This window comes from Methylicorpusculum sp. (assembly GCF_030651835.1).
Classification (GTDB): domain Bacteria; phylum Pseudomonadota; class Gammaproteobacteria; order Methylococcales; family Methylomonadaceae; genus Methylicorpusculum.
The window spans coordinates 61,984-76,470 of record NZ_JAUSBX010000004.1; the positions used below are offsets into that span (position 1 = coordinate 61,984).

At 47.6% G+C, this 14,487-nt stretch carries 14 protein-coding genes; 6 read left to right on the top strand and 8 right to left on the bottom strand.

Annotation, left to right across the window (positions count from 1 at the left end; genetic code table 11):
* The first annotated feature begins 1 nt into the window (after position 1).
* From Q7V32_RS00490 to Q7V32_RS00515, 6 genes are all read left to right on the top strand, one after another.
* Positions 2-814, top strand: coding sequence for a KilA-N domain-containing protein (locus tag Q7V32_RS00490; RefSeq protein ID WP_304895032.1), 813 nt, complete (start codon positions 2-4; stop codon positions 812-814).
* Positions 811-1,935, top strand: a complete 1,125-nt coding sequence (locus Q7V32_RS00495) for a restriction endonuclease subunit S (protein WP_304895033.1) — start codon at positions 811-813, stop codon at positions 1,933-1,935. The genes Q7V32_RS00490 and Q7V32_RS00495 overlap by 4 nt, the downstream gene beginning before the upstream one ends.
* 1 nt (position 1,936) lies before the next feature.
* Positions 1,937-3,070, top strand: a complete 1,134-nt coding sequence (locus Q7V32_RS00500; protein ID WP_304895034.1) for an AAA family ATPase — start codon at positions 1,937-1,939, stop codon at positions 3,068-3,070.
* Positions 3,071-3,250: 180 nt separating this feature from the next.
* Positions 3,251-4,288, top strand: coding sequence for a YhcG family protein (locus tag Q7V32_RS00505; RefSeq protein ID WP_304895035.1), 1,038 nt, complete (start codon positions 3,251-3,253; stop codon positions 4,286-4,288).
* On the top strand, positions 4,285-7,383 hold the full coding sequence (locus Q7V32_RS00510; RefSeq protein ID WP_304895036.1) for an HsdR family type I site-specific deoxyribonuclease: 3,099 nt from the start codon (positions 4,285-4,287) through the stop codon (positions 7,381-7,383). Before Q7V32_RS00505 ends, Q7V32_RS00510 begins: the two co-directional genes overlap by 4 nt.
* 128 nt (positions 7,384-7,511) lie before the next feature.
* Complete coding sequence (locus Q7V32_RS00515; RefSeq protein WP_304895037.1) at positions 7,512-8,363, top strand: peptidylprolyl isomerase; 852 nt, start codon at positions 7,512-7,514, stop codon at positions 8,361-8,363.
* 155 nt (positions 8,364-8,518) lie between these two features.
* Here the strand turns inward: Q7V32_RS00515 and glp are convergent, their stop codons facing one another.
* From glp to Q7V32_RS00555, 8 genes are all read right to left on the bottom strand, one after another.
* Positions 8,519-9,778 (bottom strand): gephyrin-like molybdotransferase Glp, encoded by a 1,260-nt coding sequence (gene glp, locus Q7V32_RS00520; protein ID WP_304895038.1) that lies wholly within the window; start codon positions 9,776-9,778, stop codon positions 8,519-8,521.
* Positions 9,775-10,614 carry a sulfur oxidation c-type cytochrome SoxA gene (gene soxA / locus Q7V32_RS00525; RefSeq protein ID WP_304895039.1) on the bottom strand — a complete coding sequence of 280 codons (840 nt, stop codon included), beginning with the start codon at positions 10,612-10,614 and terminating at the stop codon, positions 9,775-9,777. Before soxA ends, glp begins: the two co-directional genes overlap by 4 nt.
* Positions 10,615-10,616: 2 nt before the next feature.
* Complete coding sequence (gene soxZ / locus Q7V32_RS00530) at positions 10,617-10,928, bottom strand: thiosulfate oxidation carrier complex protein SoxZ (RefSeq protein ID WP_304895040.1); 312 nt, start codon at positions 10,926-10,928, stop codon at positions 10,617-10,619.
* A 1-nt stretch (position 10,929) separates the two neighbouring features.
* Positions 10,930-11,400, bottom strand: coding sequence for a thiosulfate oxidation carrier protein SoxY (soxY, locus tag Q7V32_RS00535; protein WP_304895041.1), 471 nt, complete (start codon positions 11,398-11,400; stop codon positions 10,930-10,932).
* Between the two features lie 357 nt (positions 11,401-11,757).
* Entirely contained in the window at positions 11,758-12,627 is an 870-nt protein-coding gene (locus Q7V32_RS00540; RefSeq protein ID WP_304895042.1) for a hypothetical protein, read from the bottom strand.
* Between the two features lie 81 nt (positions 12,628-12,708).
* Complete coding sequence (soxX, locus tag Q7V32_RS00545) at positions 12,709-13,053, bottom strand: sulfur oxidation c-type cytochrome SoxX (RefSeq protein ID WP_304895043.1); 345 nt, start codon at positions 13,051-13,053, stop codon at positions 12,709-12,711.
* A gap of 30 nt (positions 13,054-13,083) precedes the next feature.
* Positions 13,084-13,698: a thiamine phosphate synthase gene (gene thiE, locus Q7V32_RS00550; protein ID WP_304895044.1), complete on the bottom strand. Its 615-nt coding sequence runs from the start codon at positions 13,696-13,698 to the stop codon at positions 13,084-13,086.
* Positions 13,695-14,486: a hydroxymethylpyrimidine/phosphomethylpyrimidine kinase gene (locus Q7V32_RS00555; protein ID WP_304895045.1), complete on the bottom strand. Its 792-nt coding sequence runs from the start codon at positions 14,484-14,486 to the stop codon at positions 13,695-13,697. The genes thiE and Q7V32_RS00555 overlap by 4 nt, the downstream gene beginning before the upstream one ends.
* Position 14,487 lies beyond the last annotated feature (1 nt).

Genomic DNA, 14,487 nt, shown 5'->3' on the forward strand with positions numbered 1-14,487 from the left:
AATGTCAAAGTCCAAAACCATCATCGTGCTCAACGAAGAAATTCGGGTGACGCAAGAACATTACATTTCCTTGACGGACATGCTTCGCTCAAAAGACGGCGATTTTTTCATTTCAGATTGGCTAAGAAACCGCAACACATTGGAGTACCTTGGGATATGGGAGCGGGTTCACAACCCAAATTTTAATTGGGGCGAATTCGCCACAATTAAAAGCCAAGCCGGTTTAAACAGCTACAAGATTAGCGTTAAAGAATGGGTGGCAAAAACCCAGGCTATCGGCATACAGGCCAAAGCGGGGCGCTACGGCGGCACTTATGCGCACGCCGATATTGCCTTTGAATTCGGCATGTGGATCAGCGCGGAATTTAAAATCTACCTCATCAAAGAATTTCAGCGGCTCAAGGAACAAGAGCAGCAGCAACTAGGCTGGGATATTAAGCGCCAACTTACCAAGATCAACTACCGCATTCATACCGATGCCATTAAAGAAAACCTGATTCCGCCCCAACTCAGCAAACAGCAAATCAGCTTGGTCTATGCCTCGGAAGCCGACGTATTAAACGTAGCGCTGTTTGGCAAAACCGCCAAACAATGGCGGGATGAAAATCCCGATAAAGACGGCAATATTCGCGATTATGCCAATGTCTCGCAATTGGTTTGCCTAGCCAACCTGGAAACCCTGAATGCCCACTTTATCCAGCAGGCACTTCCCCAGAATGAACGCTTACGGCTGCTCAACAATACGGCCATCCAGCAGATGCGCCTGTTAACCCAGGACAGCCGCATTAACAATCTGGAGGGCGGCAAGGCATGAGCGGCGTGGATTTTTTGGTCAAGCTGCTGGATGGTTCGGGAGTCGAATGGCAACCTTTGGAACAGATTGCCAAAATAAAACATGGGAAAGATTGGAAGGGTTTGAATTCTGGTGATATTCCTGTTTATGGCTCCGGCGGTATCATGGGTTATGTCGATGAGTATTCGTATAACAAGCCAACCGTTTTGATTCCTCGCAAGGGATCAATCACGAATATTTTTTACGTCGAAACTCCATTTTGGAATGTTGACACGATTTACTATACAGATATTGATGTTTCTAAGGTTATCCCGAAGTATCTATATCACTTTGTCAAAACTATTGACTTAATGTCGCTTGACACGGGTTCTGGAAGGCCAAGCCTGACCCAGGCGATTTTGAACAAAATCCTTGTTCCAATCCCCTGCCAAGAAAACCCAGAAAAATCGCTTGAAATCCAAGGTGAAATCGTCCGCATTTTGGATGCTTTCACCGTGCTGACCGCCGAGCTGACCGCCGAGCTGACCGCCCGCAAAAAACAGTACCACTACTATCGCGACCAGTTGTTGAGTTTTGAAGAAGGGGATGTGGTGTGGAAGACGTTGGGGGATCTGGTCGACATAAACACCGGATCAAAGCCACCTGAAATTCTTGAAATCGCGACAAGCTTTGATTACATCAATGCTGGAACATCCAGATCGGGATACAGCGCGGCAAGCAATTGTGTAGGTGACACCGTCACAACCCCTTCGCGAGGCCAAGGGGGAATTGGCTACGTGGGGTACCAAAGGGAGTCATTTTGGCTGGGTCCTTTGTGCTACAAATTGCAATCAATAGATAAGACTGTTTTGATAAACAAGTACCTTTTCTATTTCCTTCAATCAAGAAGCGAATTGTTGTTGGGCTTGAAAAAAGAAGGCGGGGTACCTGCCGTGAACAAGTCTGACCTTGTCAAATTAGAAATGCCCGTTCCCTTGCTAGAAGTACAGCAACGGATCGTAGCCATCCTCGACAAATTCGATGCCCTAACCAATTCCATCACCGAAGGCTTACCTCGCGAAATCGAATTACGCCAAAGGCAATACGCGTATTATCGCGATTTGCTGTTGAACTTTCCCAAGCCGGAAGAAGTAGAGGCATAACATGAGCAAGACGCTAACGGAAATAGCACAGCAGCTGAAAGACGCCAATAAAAAGGTGCAGCTGATCTATGCCTTTAATGGCACGGGTAAAACTCGACTATCACGCGAATTCAAAGAGTTAATTGCGCCAAAAATTGATACTGAAGACGTGCTGCAATCAGCGTTGGCACAAAAGAAAATCCTTTATTACAGTGCTTTTACGGAAGATTTGTTCTTTTGGGATAATGATTTGCAGCTTGATGCCGAACCAAAATTAAAAATCCATACAAATGCTTTCACTCGATGGGTTCTGGAAGAGCAAGGCCAAGATCAAAACATTACCGCTATTTTCCAGCACTACACCAATGAAAAATTAACGCCGCATTTTAGTTCGGATTTTTCAGCAGTCAGCTTTTCATTTGAGCGTGGCAATCTTGAGCAAGAATCAAATATTAAGATTTCCAAGGGTGAGGAAAGTAATTTTATTTGGAGCGTATTTCATTCGCTGATTGAGCAAATGATTTCTGAATTAAATATTGCCGAAGTCAATAATCGATCAACGGATGTTTTCAATAATTTGGAATACGTTTTCATTGATGACCCGGTCAGCTCGCTGGATGAAGATCATTTGATTGAGTTGGCGGTCAATTTGGCGGGCTTGATTAAGTCCAGTCAATCCGACCTGAAATTTATCGTCACGACGCATAGTCCGCTGTTTTACAACGTACTCCATAACGAACTTGGCCTTTCTAAAAATGGCAAAAAGGAAGGCTGCTACCTGCTGGAGCGCTTCGAGGATGGCACCTTCGATCTGAATGTTAAATATGGCGACACCAACAAGAGCTTTTCCTATCACCTGCATTTAAAGCAAACCCTTGAGCAGGCGATTACTGAAAACAAGGTTGAAAAGTATCACTTCACGCTGCTGCGTAATCTTTACGAGAAAACGGCCAGTTTTCTGGGTTACCCGAAGTGGTCAGAACTGTTGCCCGATGACAAGCAGCTCTATTTGAGCAGAATCATTAATTTTACAAGCCATAGCACGCTGTCCAATGAAATCGTTGCAGAACCAACGCCGGCAGAGAAAGCCATGGTTAAATTGTTGCTTGATCATTTGAAAGACAACTATGGCTTTTGGCAGCAGGTAGGAAACTAATGATTAAATTTTCCGACATGCTCGCATCATAAGGAAGGCGTCTTATGTCAAAGCATCTACCCGAGAAATTCGACACAGGCAAGCCTTTGCGGAATATGAAAAGTTTAACAAGCTGCAACGCATCGACTCCGATTTCGACCGTGAAGTGAAAAAGCTACAGCAAACAAGGGACACAGAGCAATGAGCGAGATTACCCACCACAGCGATTACCGTCAGGCGCTGGCAGTCATTAAACAGCGCATTCAAACATCGCAAACCCGTGCGGTGTTGGCGGTTAATACTGAGCTTTTGAGCCTGTATTGGGACATCGGTCGCCAGTTGGAGGCGTGGCAACGCGAGCGCGCTTGGGGCTCGGCAGTGGTGGAGCAAATGGCGCTGGACTTGCAGGCCACTTACCCCGGCATGAAGGGTTTCTCGCGTACTAGCCTGTTTGCCATGCGGCAGTTTTATGCCTTCTTCAGCCCGCAGTTTGAATTTGTCCCACAGCCTGTGGGACAAATGCCATGGGGGCACGTGCGCACCTTGTTGGCTAAGGTCAAGTCGGTGGAGCTGGTTTTGCTGTATGCACAGGCCTGTATCGAGCATGGCTGGAGCCGCACGGTGCTGGCGTGGCAAATTGAGCAGCGTTTTCATGAGCGCGCGGGCAAGGCGGTCGGCAATTTTGCTCAAACTTTGCCAGCGCCCCAATCGGAGCTGGTGCAACAGAGCCTGAAAGACCCTTATGTATTTGATTTTTTGACCCTCGCACCGCAGGCAGTCGAACGCGATATCGAAAACCAGCTGGTGGCACAGATCACCCGCTTTTTGCTGGAGCTAGGCAAGGGCTTTGCCTTCCTTGGCCGGCAATACCCCTTGGCCTTGAATGGCAAGGATTACTTTCTGGATTTGTTGTTTTATCACGCTCGCCTGAAGTGCTATGTGGTGATCGAATTAAAGGCCGGCGAATTCAAGCCCGAGTACATTGGCAAGCTCAATTTTTACTTGTCCGCAGTGGACGACCAACTGCGTGCCGAGGATGACCAGCCCACGATTGGCCTGATCTTGTGTAAGGATAAGGACAAGCTGGATGTGGAATACGCTCTGCGCGACATCAACAAACCCATGGGGGTGAGTTCGTTCATCACCAAAGATATTCCCTTGTCGGTGCAGTCACAGTTGCCAACGGTGCAAGAGATTGAAAGCGAACTCGCACAGGGATATGGAGAATCAAACCAGTGACCGACTATAAAATCATTGCCGAATCAAATAACTTTATCGTTCTGGATAAATACACCAAGGACTATAAAGTCAACGAAAGCTACCAAAGCGAATACGATTTGGAGCAAGAATTCATTCAGGATTTGCAGAATCAGGGTTATGAATATGCGCCCGATTTAAACACGCCCGAGAAGCTGCTGGCCAATGTACGCATAGCTTTGCAAACCTTGAATAACATGCAGTTTTTCGACGGCGAGTGGCTGCGTTTTGTGGAAACCTGGCTGGATAGACCCAGCGATAGCATCGTCGATAAAACCCGCAAGATTCATGACGACTACATTCACGACTTTGTGTTTGACGATGGCCATATCCAGAACATCTACCTGCTGGATAAAAAAAACATTGCCCGCAATAAGGTGCAAGTCATCAAGCAGTTTGAGCAAACGGGCTCGCACGCCAATCGTTACGATGTCACGTTGCTGGTCAACGGCTTGCCTTTGGTGCAAGTCGAGCTGAAAAAACGCGGTGTAGCGATTCGTGAAGCGTTTAATCAGGTACACCGCTACAGCAAGGAGAGCTTTAACAGTGAGTATTCGCTGTTCAAGTATTTGCAGCTGTTTGTGATTACTAACGGTACGGATAGCCGTTATTTTGCCAATACCACCCAGCGTAACAAAAACAGCTTCGATTTCACCATGAATTGGGCGAAATCCGATAATGGTCTGATTAAAGACTTAAAAGATTTTACCGCCACGTTTTTCCAGAAAAATACCTTACTCAATGTGCTACTGCATTATTCGGTGTTTGATGTGAGTGATACTTTGCTGGTGATGCGCCCCTATCAGATCGCCGCCACCGAGCGCATTTTGTGGAAAATCAACAGCGCTTATCAGGCCAAAAACTGGAGCAACACCGAAAGCGGCGGTTATATCTGGCACACCACGGGTTCCGGCAAAACTTTAACCAGTTTCAAAGCGGCACGATTGGCGACGGAACTGGACTTTATCGATAAGGTGTTTTTTGTGGTGGATCGTAAAGACCTCGATTACCAGACCATGAAGGAATACCAGCGCTTTTCGCCGGATAGTGTCAATGGCTCTGACAGCACCGCCGGGTTGAAACGCAATCTGGATAAGGACGACAACAAAATCATCGTCACCACAATCCAAAAGCTGAACAACCTGATGAAGAGTGAGAGCGACTTAGCCATTTACAACAAGCAAGTGGTGTTTATTTTTGATGAGTGTCACCGCAGCCAGTTTGGCGAAGCGCAGCTTAACCTAAAGAAGAAGTTTAAAAAGTTTTATCAGTTTGGCTTTACCGGCACGCCGATTTTTCCGCAAAACGCCTTGGGTGCCGATACCACTGCCAGTGTGTTTGGCCGCGAGCTGCATTCTTACGTGATTACCGATGCCATCCGCGATGAGAAGGTGTTGAAGTTCAAGGTGGACTACAACGATGTGCGGCCGCAGTTCAAAGCCATCGAAAGCGAGCAGGATGAGCTTAAGCTCAGCGCGGCGGAGAACAAGCAAGCCTTGTTGCATCCCGAGCGCATTCGGGAAATTTCACAGTACATCCTGAGTAACTTCCGGCAAAAAACCCATCGCCTGCAGGCTGGGGCCAAAGGATTCAATGCGATGTTTGCCGTGAGCAGTGTGGAAGCCGCCAAACTGTATTACGAGTCGTTCAAGGATTTGCAAAAAGACAGCGACAAGCCGCTGAAAGTGGCCACCATCTTCTCGTTTGCGGCTAATGAAGAACAAGATGCGGTGGGCGATATTGTGGATGAAAGCTTTGATGTTTCAGCCATGAATAGCAGCGCCAAAGAGTTTTTGAGCGCGGCCATCGCTGACTACAACGCGCTGTTCAAAACCAACTTTGGCTTGGATGGTAACGGTTTTCAAAACTATTATCGCGATCTTGCCAAGCAAGTTAAGACTAAGGAAATCGACTTGCTGATTGTGGTTGGCATGTTCCTGACCGGCTTTGATGCCCCCACGCTAAATACCTTGTTTGTTGATAAAAACTTGCGTTACCACAGCTTGTTACAGGCCTATTCGCGCACCAATCGTATTTATGACGCAACCAAGACCTTTGGCAACATCGTCACCTTCCGCGATCTGGAGCAGGCGACCATCGACGCCATCACCCTTTTTGGGGATAAAAACACCAAAAACGTGGTACTGGAGAAAAGCTACAAGGAATACATGGAAGGCTTTACCGATGTAGTGACCGGTGAGGCGCGGCGCGGCTTTGTGGATGTTGTGAGGGAGTTAGAGCAGCGTTTTCCTGACCCTGCGTCCATTGAAAAAGAGTCCGACAAAAAAGCCTTCGCAAAACTGTTTGGCGAATATTTGCGGGTTGAGAACGTACTGCAAAACTACGATGAATTTGTCAGCCTGAAAGCCTTGCAAAGCGTCGATATGAGCGACCCGGAAGTAGTTGAGGCATTCAAAGCCCAACATTATCTAAGCGATGACGATCTGGCCGCACTGCAAGCCATCAAAATACCCGCCGAGCGGAAAATTCAAGATTATCGCTCTACCTATAACGATATACGCGACTGGTTACGCCGGGAAAAATCAGCCTCTGAGAAAGAACAATCCACCATCGATTGGGATGACGTGGTGTTTGAGGTGGACTTGCTCAAGTCGCAAGAAATCAATCTGGATTACATTCTGGAATTGATTTTTGAGAACAATAAAAAGGTTAAAGACAAAGCGGCATTGGTTGAAGATGTGCGGCGAGTGATTCGTGCCAGCCTCGGAAACCGCGCCAAAGAGAGTTTGCTGGTGGATTTTATTAATCAAACTGACCTGGACCAGATTGGCGATAAGGCTAGTGTGATAGATGCCTTCTTCACCTTTGCCCAAGCGGAACAACTGCGTGAGGCACAAGAACTGATTAGCGACGAGAACCTAAATGCAGAGGCGGCCAGACGTTACATCACCACGTCACTAAAACGGGAATTTGCCAGTGAGAATGGCACTGAGCTCAATGCCATTCTGCCCAAGATGAGCCCGCTGAACCCGCAATACCTGACAAAAAAGCAGAGTGTTTTCCAAAAAATAGCCGATTTTGTTGAGAAGTTTAAAGGCGTGGGCGGGAAGGTTTGATCCAGGCGTTATAAGGTGTTTGTGTATTCTGAGGTTCCGAAAGGTCTGAGGCTCATTTCGGCTGTTCTTTTTAAGTTAATTGAAAGCCCTACTTTTAGTTGTGCTCGGACTGATTCATAATATGGCGGATGAAAGTAAATAAAACATTAACACTCATTGGTTTCTTGCTATTAACCGGGTGTCAGGAAGATTGGAATCCGGCCAGAGACTATAAATCCCTGCTTAGTCCGGACAAGGAATCGCTTGTTCGTATCAATGGCAGAACGCTGAAGAAATCCGAGTTGACCGCATTAAAACAAGAATTGTCCTTGCAAAATAAGGTAGGGAAAATAACTGACCAAGAGGCCTTCGATGCTTTGGTGCGTATGGACATTCTTGCTCAGGAGGCAATAGACATAGGGCTGCAAAAGGAGCCGGAGTATGCTGAAAGAAGATTGGTCAGGGAGAAACAACTGCTGGCTGAGTTGGCACTCGATCATTATTTATCGGCTCATCCACTGACCGAGCAAGACATTGAGATGGAGTATTCCAAACGTTATACCGGTGAAAATAGGCGGCAATACAAACTGCGGCGTATTCTTGTCAATACCGAAGAGGATGCCAAAAAGCTGATTGCAAGTTTGCAGATGGGAGCCGGGTTTATCGATTTGGCCAAATTGAGTTCTATTGCCCCTGACGCTAAACAGGGGGGAGATTTATCCTGGTTGAGCTTAGTGGATATGGATTTACCGATGGCTCAGGCCGTTATGAATCTTAATGATGGGACTTTTACAGAAACCCCGGTTAACACGTTGGCGGGCTGGCAGATATTTTTCCGTGAATCGTCCAGAATTCAGGATCCTCCTTCTTATGATGCCGTCAGGCAAATCATTTATGACGACTTGGCAAAAGATAGGGCCGATAATCATATCAAAATGCTGATGGATAAAAGCGAAGTAATATTTATGGATCCGGATTTCGTTAATAACAGTCAACCCTGAGTTCTGTCGAGACAGTCGTCAATCAGCCTGATGTGTGAACTGTTTTGATGGGCTTCAATAGCACCTGCATTTTGACCGTTCACGTGTCATCTAATCTTGATCACAACCGCATTATTAAATTCGTAACCCCTTTCGCAATCGGTTTTTTCTGCTGATTATAAGAAACCGGCAAAGGGTTGAACGGTAACCCATTCTCCGGTTTTAACATCACCGGCCTCGTGCTCAAGCACAATAAACGCATTGGCCAGACTCATCGAACGTAAAATCCCGGATCCCTGCTTGCCGGTGGTGGCTACACGCCAGTTTCCCTCTTCATCCCGGCTTAAAATGCCTCGCTGAATTTCTGTCCGGCCTGGTTTTTTGCGGAAGTTTTCGCTTGCTTTGGCTCTTAATTTGGACACGACAGGCTTGTCGGTAATGCCCAGCATCTGTTCTAGGGCCGGCAACACAAAGTAATAAAAGGTAACCAGAACAGCGACCGGATTGCCCGGCAAACCGAAGAAGGCAGCTTTGTCAATTTGACCAAATGCCAGTGGTCGGCCTGGTTTTATCGCGACCTTCCAGAATTCGACCTGGCCTGAATGTTGTAATACCGTTTTGGTAAAGTCGGCTTCACCTACCGAAACACCGCCTGTAGACAGAATCATATCGGCGAAACGTCCGGTCTGATTGAAGCAGTCTAATAATTTTTCAGCATTATCCGGGATGATGCCCAAATTGACGATTTCTATATCCGGCCGGGTCAAGGCGGCGATCAAGCTGTAACGATTGCTGTCATAAATACCTCCTGGTGAAGTCAGGTCGCCCGGTTCACATAGCTCGTCACCGGTTGAAGCAATCGCAACTTTAAGTTTGCGATTGACATTGATTTCCGTCAATCCAAGGGAGGCCATCAAGCCAATGTCCGCTGGGGTCAGCCATTTACCCGGTTTTAGAACGGTTTCGCCGCATTTTAAATCTTCCCCGGCCAAGCGAATATTTTGTCCGCGTTTGTGGCGGCTATCTATTTCAATGTGGTTTTCGAAAACGCCCACATGCTCCTGCATTGCTACGACATCCAGGCCTGGCGGTAATTCAGCGCCAGTCATGATGCGCACACAAGCCCCTTTTTGAACGCTGCCTCTAAATGGTTTTCCGGCCAACGCTTGGCCGATAACGTTTAATTCTGTCGTATTGCTGCTTGGAATGTCCTCTGCATAAAACGCATAGCCGTCGACAGCTGAATTGGTATGGGGAGGCACATTAATATGGGAAATAACCGGTTCGTGCAGTGTTCGTCCGCACGCATTTTGAAGGGGGATGCGTTCATAGCCGGAGATTTTGGGCAGGCGCGCCATAATTCGATCGAGAGCTTCGCTGCAAGGCATCAGCCCGGATTCAAAGATATCGGTACAGCTGGGTTGTGATTCAATCATTTTCGTGTGCTGGGCCCATTAACGGGAATGCCGTTGCTCATAAAACTTAAAAAATATTCAAGGTGACGCAATTCAGCACTTTGTTCGGCTGGTTTAGGCGCCCTGATTTGTTCGTGACATTCAGCAAACCGTCGATGCAGGTTGCCGATTTCCCCCCACTTCAACCGGTAAACCGGCCAGTGGGTGGTGTGTCCCAAAGAAGGGCTGAGTATTTCCGAGCGCAATTGCTTACCTACATTTTGAACATGGCAGGTGGCACATGCAAAATTAAGCTGGCCGCGTCGCTGGTAATAATAGCGTTTGCCTTCTTCATAAGCGGCCAGAGCACGAGGATCATTTTCAGGGATGGCAATCGAAACGGGTTTACCTCGGCTGCTCTCCGCCATATAGGCAAGTAGCTCGGCAATACGGCTATCGCTATAGGGCAGGGAGGCTTCACCATTAGCCTCGCGGCACTCGTTGAGAGCCAGCGCTAAAGTAATCACTTTTCCTTTTATAGCATTCCATTGCGGGTATAAATGCGCAATGCCTTGGTTATGATGAGGAAAACAATCGGCATACGCTTTGCCATTCTTGAACGGTTGATCGAATGCGATTTTGCCTTTTTCTATCGCCAATTCGTAAGGCGGAAATGCTTCAATCGCTTCCCAGGATTCCCGTGCATCCTGATCGATGGCATAAACGCCGTCTGCATAAGCATCAAGCGGTAAATCAGGATAAATTGTCCGGTAATGGTCAAAAAACGCGCGTCTATCCTCTTCAGGTCCAGCCTGAACAGCAAAAACCTGGATGACCAACAGGTAAACGGCGCCAATGATTTTTAACGTTGAGGTCATGATTATTTGAGAATATGAGTCTCGCTGTCCGTTTGTCCCAAATTGTCCACCCAATTGAGCTCAATTTTATCTCCGGCTTCACCGCTGTTAAGCAGGAATGCAAAATAAGGGTCTTTTGAAATACTCCCTGCCATGTGACTGGTAACCACCGTTTTATCATTATGACGAACGATCAGGGTTTTAATGAAATGAGCCGGAATCAATTCCTTGGTGACGGGATCGCGGTTTCTGCCATGTTCCATCGGATGAGCAATCAGGGTTCTGATTTCGGTTTTACCGTCTTTGCGTTTACTACGAATTTTGATGCTGGACATATTAACCTCCGCAGCCGCCAATGGTGACCTTGACTTGCTGTTGCGCCATATAAAGCGTGTCGCCGGTTTGGATTATCGCAATGACTTGACTGGTTTCGGCCATTTTGATACGAGCGGATATAAAGGGCGTCATGTCTGGGGTCAGTATGAATGTGGCAACCAAAGGCACCGGATTTTTGTCGGCCAGCAGCGTGATGCTTTGAACATTTTCCAAACTGCTGCTTACTGAAACGGGAACGACAGCACCATTTTCAGCAATACGGGGTACTTTTAGTTCGATTTTATCGGTTTCAACCAACTTGGCGCCGGAATAGAGACGTTCAATGGTCTTATCGATTTTACCCGGTGCAAAATGATCATCCAGCCATTCGGCATAGGCATCATGCGAAGTTAACAGGCTTCCGGTTCCGGACAGCGAGGAAATGCTGATGATGCAAGCCTGTTTCAAGAATTTTCTGCGATTACCGGGCATGGGCAAACCTGTGATCAGTGAAATGGATAGACGTAATGACAATCCTGTCGTCTTAAGTGCCTGCTATTCTAGCCGATGGTCTTGTCGCTAAGCTACCTGGAGCATGCTGTAGCCGGATCATGGGCAAGTCGGTTAATCGACTGCCTGCGACAATTAGCCGCATTTGAAAATATTAACTTGGCGATAAACTTCAGAACAGTTCCAGTAGCAGTGCTGGAACAAATATATCCTTCTCCAAATGCGGCTTTTTACGGCCGCATTTTTTTGTGTGTAGAAAAGGTATGGAGCAAGCGCTATGCTTGTTGCCAACTAACCCGCGTCCGATTTTTATGCTGACCTTATCGGCTTAATGCCTGTTTACTCGTCGCCTGTCGCATCTGCATACTTCTGTCCGTCAAAAATGTAGGTCGAATCTTTAGCGGGAACGGGCTTTTTTTGCTCTTCGGTTATTTCGGTGCCTTGCTTGACGATTAATAAGTCAGGGAAGTTGTTGTGTGTTTCCGGTAACGCAGTGATAGTGCCGGTATAGCCCCAGCAAGGCCCCATTAGCGGCGAATCGGGATCTTCCGCTTGTTCGGTATCGTCGCAAGAGCCGGAATTATTTGAACCGGTTTGGATAAAACCGAGATCCTGCCACGTGTTATTGCTAAAACCAAATAGCACTTTTCCTTCCTCAAAAAAGCCGCCCATACCGTAGCCAAAGTCGATCATAAAGGCGATTTGTGAGGGCGATAGCGTCAATATGGCTGCATTTTTTACTTCCGGTGCATCGCCCCATGAGCCGATTTCACCGATTTCCTTTTGTTTGCCAACCAGTTGCCATGCATCATCTTTCAACACATAGGTTGCTGCACCGACAATAACTCCTTGAACATGACTGTCAAAAGGTGCATTTATTTCAGGATCTACCGTCTGGGTTTTGGTAAACACGACATGGTATTGTTGATTTTCGACTGAAAAACTTTGCTCGAACCAGAGGCCGGTTAATGCATCAGGTGCAGTTTTGATCGAGTCGCCAGGGCCTGAAATACCAAATAAATCGGTTAAAGCCATTGCTACATCCGGCTTTTCGACTGACTTTTTCGCAGTATCTGCAACTATTTGTTCCGGCACCGTCCCGATTTCTTGAGAGGTGGAAAAATAATAGGATAGCCCTGCGGTTGCTAAAACAGCAGTGGTCAAAAGAGCAATTAGCAGAGGTTTTTTGGGTGTCGGTGTTTTAGTCATGGTGGTTGGGTGTAAGCTAAGATAATAAAATGCTGGCGTGCTCAAAGAGTCGATCAATGGTCTGTTTAGCGCGTAAACAGATTAATTCAGGAGCCAAAGGTATTCAACAATGGCGTCGATTTCCGCTTCCGTTAAAATCCGGTTTCGACCGTATGGCGGCATACTGGTTTCAGTGTTAAAAACGGTGGCATCCTGAATTTGTTCCCTGAGTTGTTGTTTGTTTTTAAAGCGGGTTGGCAGTTTAGTCAATGCCGGACCAATGTTGCCGGGTGATTCTCCGTCTTCAATGGCGTGACAAGCGAGGCAATTGCCCTTGTTGCGGTCAAATGCCAGTTGTTTGCCTTGTTGCGTTGGCGCGAGCGCTGCTTCGTTTAATGGGGCGCAAGCGGATAAAAACAGCAGCAAAATACTCGCTAAAACGTTCATCGGATCATCACTTTTTTTCTTTTCCGGAAATTATTCAAACAGGGCCTGATAAGTCCGTGCAGCCTGTTCCGGTTCATGGTCAAACAGTCCGCCAATCACAGCCAGAAAATCAGCACCGGCTGCCACTAACTGACGTCCGTTTTCGGGGAGAATGCCGCCAATCGCAACGATGGGAAGCGCCAGTTGTTGTTTGGCTAGGCGAAGCGTGGCCAATTCTGCCGGAGCGGCCAAAGGTTTCGAATTGGAAGGGAAAAACCGCCCGAATGCGACATAGTTCGCTCCCTCTTGTTCAGCAGCTTTAGCGCGTGCCAGGTCGTTATAACAAGAGACCCCGATAATCGCTGTATCACCCAGCCGTTCACGGGCTTTTGCAATCAGTCCATCCTCTCTGCCCAAATGGACGCCGTCTGCGTCTAGCTGAGCCGCCAAGTCAATACTGTCGTTGATAATCATCGGGACTTTATGGCTTCTGCATAAAGCCAGCAAGGCATGACCTAGCGCCAGGGCATCGGTAGGCTGTTTATCGCGGTATTGAACGATAACGGCTCCGCCTCTAATGGCGGCCGCAACTTCCTGGATTACGGTTTCCGCGCTTTTATGTTCAGTTTGTGTAATGGCATAAAGCCCTTTAGACGGCAGTTTCATAAGGAAGTGGTTGTCCAAAATAATCGTGCGGGATTGTGTTGGCCCTGGCCTGGACGGTAAGCGTTATGCAGCGCGTTCCAGGTATAGTCTTGGGCGCGTGATACGGCATCCGGAAGCTTCAAGCCTTGTGCTATGAGGCCGGCTAGCGCGGCTGCCAGTGTGCAGCCCGAACCGTGGTAGCTATAGGGTAGCCTGGTGCAATTAAATGATTTTATCATCTCACCGTCCTGATACAACTGATTGGATACGGCATCGGTGTTTTCGTGCGTGCCGGTAATCAACACGGCTTTACAGCCCATCTTCATCAGTTTCATGGCGGCATCAGTCAGATCTTCAGCGCCGGATAGCCGCCGAGCTTCGATGCTGTTGGGCGTCAGGATATGGGTTAGCGGTAACAACCGGGTTTTGATGGTGTCCAACAGTTGTTCTGTAGCCAGTTCCGTTCCACCGCCTGCTGCTAAAACCGGATCCAGAACGACAGGTATATGGGGGTGGTCCTGTAAAATCCCGGCAATGGCTTTAGCCGTTTCAGGGTGTCCTATCAAACCGATTTTAAAGGCTTGAACCGGAAAATCAGCGAGGACGGTCCTTGCCTGACTGATAATGTCTTCAAGTCTTTGCGGAATAATTTTTTTAACATTGAGGCTGTCTTGCTCGGTGAGTGCCGTAATAACACTGGCGGCATGACAGCTGAAACTGATCAGCGTTTCAATGTCGGCCTGAATGCCGGCGCCGCCGCTGGGGTCATGGCCGGAAAAACAAAGAACAGACGGTCTGTCGCGGGTCATC

Coding starts and splice junctions, on each gene's coding strand:
- Q7V32_RS00490 (WP_304895032.1), top strand. CDS start 2: ATGTCAAAGTCCAAAACCATCATCGTGCTCAACGAAGAAATTCGGGTG.
- Q7V32_RS00495 (WP_304895033.1), top strand. CDS start 811: ATGAGCGGCGTGGATTTTTTGGTCAAGCTGCTGGATGGTTCGGGAGTC.
- Q7V32_RS00500 (WP_304895034.1), top strand. CDS start 1,937: ATGAGCAAGACGCTAACGGAAATAGCACAGCAGCTGAAAGACGCCAAT.
- Q7V32_RS00505 (WP_304895035.1), top strand. CDS start 3,251: ATGAGCGAGATTACCCACCACAGCGATTACCGTCAGGCGCTGGCAGTC.
- Q7V32_RS00515 (WP_304895037.1), top strand. CDS start 7,512: ATGAAAGTAAATAAAACATTAACACTCATTGGTTTCTTGCTATTAACC.
- glp (WP_304895038.1), bottom strand. CDS start 9,778: ATGATTGAATCACAACCCAGCTGTACCGATATCTTTGAATCCGGGCTG.
- soxA (WP_304895039.1), bottom strand. CDS start 10,614: ATGACCTCAACGTTAAAAATCATTGGCGCCGTTTACCTGTTGGTCATC.
- soxZ (WP_304895040.1), bottom strand. CDS start 10,928: ATGTCCAGCATCAAAATTCGTAGTAAACGCAAAGACGGTAAAACCGAA.
- soxY (WP_304895041.1), bottom strand. CDS start 11,400: ATGCCCGGTAATCGCAGAAAATTCTTGAAACAGGCTTGCATCATCAGC.
- Q7V32_RS00540 (WP_304895042.1), bottom strand. CDS start 12,627: ATGACTAAAACACCGACACCCAAAAAACCTCTGCTAATTGCTCTTTTG.
- soxX (WP_304895043.1), bottom strand. CDS start 13,053: ATGAACGTTTTAGCGAGTATTTTGCTGCTGTTTTTATCCGCTTGCGCC.
- thiE (WP_304895044.1), bottom strand. CDS start 13,698: ATGAAACTGCCGTCTAAAGGGCTTTATGCCATTACACAAACTGAACAT.
- Q7V32_RS00555 (WP_304895045.1), bottom strand. CDS start 14,486: ATGACCCGCGACAGACCGTCTGTTCTTTGTTTTTCCGGCCATGACCCC.